Annotated in this window: 3 protein-coding genes; 2 read left to right on the plus strand and 1 reads right to left on the minus strand. The window is 53.0% G+C overall.

Annotation, left to right across the window (positions count from 1 at the left end):
- Positions 1-691 (plus strand): glutamate synthase-related protein (locus ACEQ15_RS18490; RefSeq protein WP_370280735.1); only part of this gene is annotated, 691 nt, incomplete at its 5' end.
- Between the two features lie 148 nt (positions 692-839).
- Here ACEQ15_RS18490 and ACEQ15_RS18495 read toward each other — a convergent pair.
- Positions 840-3071 (minus strand): NADP-dependent isocitrate dehydrogenase, encoded by a 2232-nt coding sequence (locus ACEQ15_RS18495; RefSeq protein ID WP_370280736.1) that lies wholly within the window; start codon positions 3069-3071, stop codon positions 840-842.
- Between the two features lie 539 nt (positions 3072-3610).
- On the opposite strand from ACEQ15_RS18495, the gene ACEQ15_RS18500 reads away from it, so the two are divergent.
- Positions 3611-4510: hypothetical protein (locus ACEQ15_RS18500; RefSeq protein WP_370280737.1), on the plus strand; the 900-nt coding region annotated here is incomplete at its 3' end.

Genomic DNA, 4510 nt, shown 5'->3' on the forward strand with positions numbered 1-4510 from the left:
CCGCCGCCGCCCGCCGCGCCTGGTCGCCACCGCACACGAGCCGGGAGCGGGCGGCCCCGATGGCGGCGGCACCTCCGAGGGAGGCACCGGCTCCGACGCCGCCCCCGTCCCCGACGGCGGCAGCGGTGCAGCGCCTCAACCGTTACGCGATTACGTTGGGCTGCCGCTTAAAGAAAGTCTTCCGTTGTTGGTGGATATGCTAATCGAGCGCGGGCTGAGAAAACGGATCAAGGTTATTGCGTCCGGTAAGCTGATCGTACCGTCTAAAGTCGCGTGGGCATTGGCTACCGGCGCAGACTTTGTAACTTCGGCACGAGGCTTTATGTTCTCTTTGGGGTGCATCCAGGCAATGCAGTGCAACAAGGACACCTGTCCTACTGGGATTACGACCCATAATTCCCGCTTGCAGCAGGGCCTTGATCCAACGCACAAGTCCGATCGCGTGGCGTATTACCACAAGTACATCACCTATGGCGTTGGCCTTATTGCACACTCCTGCGGCGTGAGAGAGCCTCGCCTGCTAAGGCGTCGTCATGTGAAGATTGTGTCCGATCACGGGTTATCGATCGCGATGGATAAGCTGCATCCACTACCGGAGGAGGGTAGCCATCCCCATGCGATGAAGATCATTGCAACATCGAAGGCGGATTACAGCAACGAATTGGAACAGAACGAATCACGACCCATGTAGGGCACCCTTTAGGGTGCCGGCAGTCTGAAGACTGCCCTACAGACAAATTTGGAAGCCTCCAGCCAATAAAAAAGCACAAAAAAAGCCCGGGATGTTTCCACCCCGGGCCTTATCGTCTTTTGATACGCGTTAAGCGTAGCAGTCAGGCTTATGCGTTAGCAGCAGCCAGAGCAGCGTTCAGCGTTTCAGATGGACGCATTACTTTCTTAACGGTAGTACGTGCAGCGTGGTAGTAACCGTCCAGCTCTGCAGGTTTGCCCTGAGCTGCCGCCAGTTCCGCAACGATCTTCTCTTCGTTTTCAGTCAGAGACTTCGCCAGCGGAGCGAACTGAGCAGCCAGTTCAGCGTCTTCAGTCTGAGCAGCAACTTCCTGAGCCCAGTACATACCCAGGTAGAAGTGGCTACCACGGTTGTCCAGCTCACCGGTCTTACGGGAAGGAGACTTGTTGTTCTCCAGCAGTTTACCGGTTGCAGCGTCCAGAGTTTTCGCCAGGATCGCAGCACGTGGGTTGTCGTTCTTGATGCCCATATCTTCCAGAGATACAGCCAGTGCCAGGAACTCACCCAGGGAATCCCAACGCAGGTGGTTTTCTTCTTCAACCTGCTGTACGTGCTTAGGCGCGGAACCACCAGCACCAGTTTCGTACATGCCGCCGCCTTTCAACATTGGAACGATTGACAGCATCTTCGCAGACGTACCCAGTTCGATGATCGGGAACAGGTCGGTCAGGTAGTCACGCAGTACGTTACCGGTTACGGAGATAGTGTCGTTACCGCGAATCATGCGGTCCATGCTGAAGCGGATCGCCTGGTTGTAAGTCTTGATGTGCAGTTCCAGACCTTCAGTGTCGTGCTCTGGCAGGTACTTCTCAACTTTCTTGATCAGTTCACGGTCGTGAGCACGTTTGTGGTCCAGCCAGAATACTGCAGGAGTGTCAGACTGACGCGCGCGAGTCACAGCCAGTTTAACCCAGTCGCGAACAGGCTCGTCTTTGGTCTGACATGCACGCCAGATGTCACCCACTTCAACGTCGTGCTGCATCAGAACAGTACCGTCCGCTGCAACAACACGCATTACACCAGCCTCAGCCAGTTCGTAAGTCTTGTCGTGGGAACCGTACTCTTCAGCTTTCTTAGCCATCAGACCAACGTTTGGCACAGTACCGATGGTAGTCGGATCGAACGCACCGTTAGTCTTACAGTAGTTGATCATTTCCTGGTAGATACGCGCGTAAGTAGACTCAGGCATTACAGCTTTAGTGTCGTGAGTCTTACCGTCTGCACCCCACATCTTGCCGCCGCCACGGATCATTGCTGGCATGGAAGCATCAACGATTACGTCGGAAGGTACGTGCAGGTTGGTGATGCCTTTAACGGAATCAACCATCGCCAGGGAAGGGCGGTTTTCGTAGCAAGCGTGGATATCTTCTTCGATCTCTTCACGCTTGGAACGAGGCAGGGACGCGATCTTGTCGTATACGCTGCCCAGACCGTTGTTCGGGTTAACACCCAGCTCTTTGAACAGTTCGCCGTGCTTCTCGAAGAGGTCTTTGTAGAAAACGGTTACCGCGTGACCGAATACGATCGGGTGGGAAACCTTCATCATGGTCGCCTTAACGTGCAGGGACCACATTACGCCGCTTTCTTTAGCGTCGTTCATGGACTCTTCCAGGAACTCACGCAGCGCTTTGCAGCTCATGCGCATGGAGTCCAGGATCTCGCCCTGTTCCAGAGACAGCTCTTTCTTAACTTCAACGTCGCCGTTCTGGTTAACAAACTCGATGCGAACGTCGCCAGCTTCTTCCATAGTTACAGACTGTTCGCTGGAGAAGAAATCACCGTCACGCATGTAGTCAGCGTGAGTCTGGGACGCTTTGCTCCACTTACCCATGGAGTGAGGGAATTTACGAGCGAATGCTTTAACAGCACCCGGCGCACGACGGTCAGAGTTACCTTCACGCAGTACTGGGTTTACAGCAGAACCCAAGATCTTGGAGTAACGTGCTTTAACGTCTTCTTCTTCCGCGTTCTGAGGAGCTTCTGGGAAATCTGGGACGTTGTAACCCTGAGACTGCAGCTCGGCGATACAAGCTTTCAGCTGCGGGATAGATGCAGAGATGTTAGGCAGCTTAACGATGTTAGCTTTTGGATCCTGAGTCAGCTGACCCAGAAAAGCCAGACCGTCCTGAACCTGCTGTTCTTCAGACAGCTTTTCAGGGAATGCAGACAGGACACGGCCCGCCAGGGAGATGTCAGTGATCTTAACGTCGATACCCGCTGCAGAAGTGAAAGTACGAACGATTGGCAGCAGAGATGCAGTTGCCAGCGCTGGTGCTTCGTCAGTCAGGGTGTAGTAAATGGTTTGCTCTGGTGTAGTCATTCTAATCCCCAAGTGTATATGGCCCCGGAATGGCCATAGGCTTCGTGAAAGGAGACTTGTGGTCGCCTTTGTCCCTTACCCGAGTCCCACTACCGAACTACGTCGGTTTAACTCGATGGTTATAATTTTCGCGGTGTAGTATACAGAAAAAATGTGGCTGTTTATACGTAGTGTTGTTGCACCAAAGGATAATAAACTGCGCTGTATGCCGCACCGCACAAGGGACTGCGCAATAATCCCCGCTTGTAAAAATAGTGTAGAAATTTTACAACACCTTGAAAATCGGGCGTTTTGAGGCATTTTTTCCTGATAAATCTGCAATATTCTGATTGTTTGCTGATCAGTCGTATTGCAATTGCTCAAAATTGATACAGTCCAGTACCCACCCCAATGACCAGGGATCGTCTCCACTGTATTGATGTCATATCCGCTATCTGTTGCTATACGTAATTTCAGGGAACCGGAAGAGGTCTGCGGGAGGAACGATGCGGCGTCTGTATTTAAGCTTGGCCATATTAATACTGCTTCCGGTATTACTGGTGATCGCTATCTACGCGGCGACACCTTATATCGTGCAATGGGGTGGTGCGCGCTGGTTGGCCGAGCAAAATTTCCAGAATGTAGTATTGGAGATGGAGCGTCCCGGCTGGAATCGTATGACCGTGACGCGGTTTGCAGCCCAGATCGAAACCGAGAACGCTCAAGTTTCTGTCGAAGCTGGCCCGCTGACCATCGAATACACACCACTGACCCTTTGGGCAACCCAAAAGGTCGATCTGGTAGAACTACCGCAATCCAACCTCACGATACAGCTCACCGGCACCGAGCAGGAGGTATCAACGCAAGCTGAAGCCTATCTGGATCTGCCGGAGTTACTGCCTGCAGTGTGGTTTGCGCTGTTACCCAGCGAGCAGGTGCGCATCGGTGAATTGAACCTTGTACTCGATTATCCAGCCAACCAACCCGACTGGACACTTAGCGGTGCTTTGGTGGTCGACGAAAATCAGCTCTACAGCCGCGTTCGGTTTAAACGTGATGAACAGGATCTGGGCTGGAGTGACTTGGAGCTGACGCCCGATAACCATTTTAACTTTCGGCTGCTGCAGGACGACACACCGTTTGTGGTGATTGATGGCAACCTGAAAGCGGAAGATAAGGTTTCGTTGCATGCGAACCAGGTTATAGACCTTGGTGGATTAAGAAGCTGGCTGGATCGTTTTATGCCAACGCTGACACTGCCAGTTGTGTCGGGCTCCGTCAGTACCCGTGGCACCTTTGATCTGCCGTTGAAAGCGGCGCTGTCACCCGAAGGGATGCTTAGTCAATTGGTTGCCAACCACAGTTTTACGACACAAAGCACCGTAACAAACATTTCTCAGGAGCTTCCTATGCTGGCGCTGAACGCTGCTGGTCAACTTACGTTGGCAGCGGGGCGCTTG

The sequence above is a fragment of the Pontibacterium sp. genome (assembly GCF_964228735.1).
Classification (GTDB): Bacteria; Pseudomonadota; Gammaproteobacteria; order Pseudomonadales; family Balneatricaceae; genus Pontibacterium.

Bases quoted from the DNA above. Each gene is read 5' to 3' on its own strand.
- ACEQ15_RS18495 (WP_370280736.1), bottom strand. From the start codon at position 3,071: ATGACTACACCAGAGCAAACCATTTACTACACCCTGACTGACGAAGCA.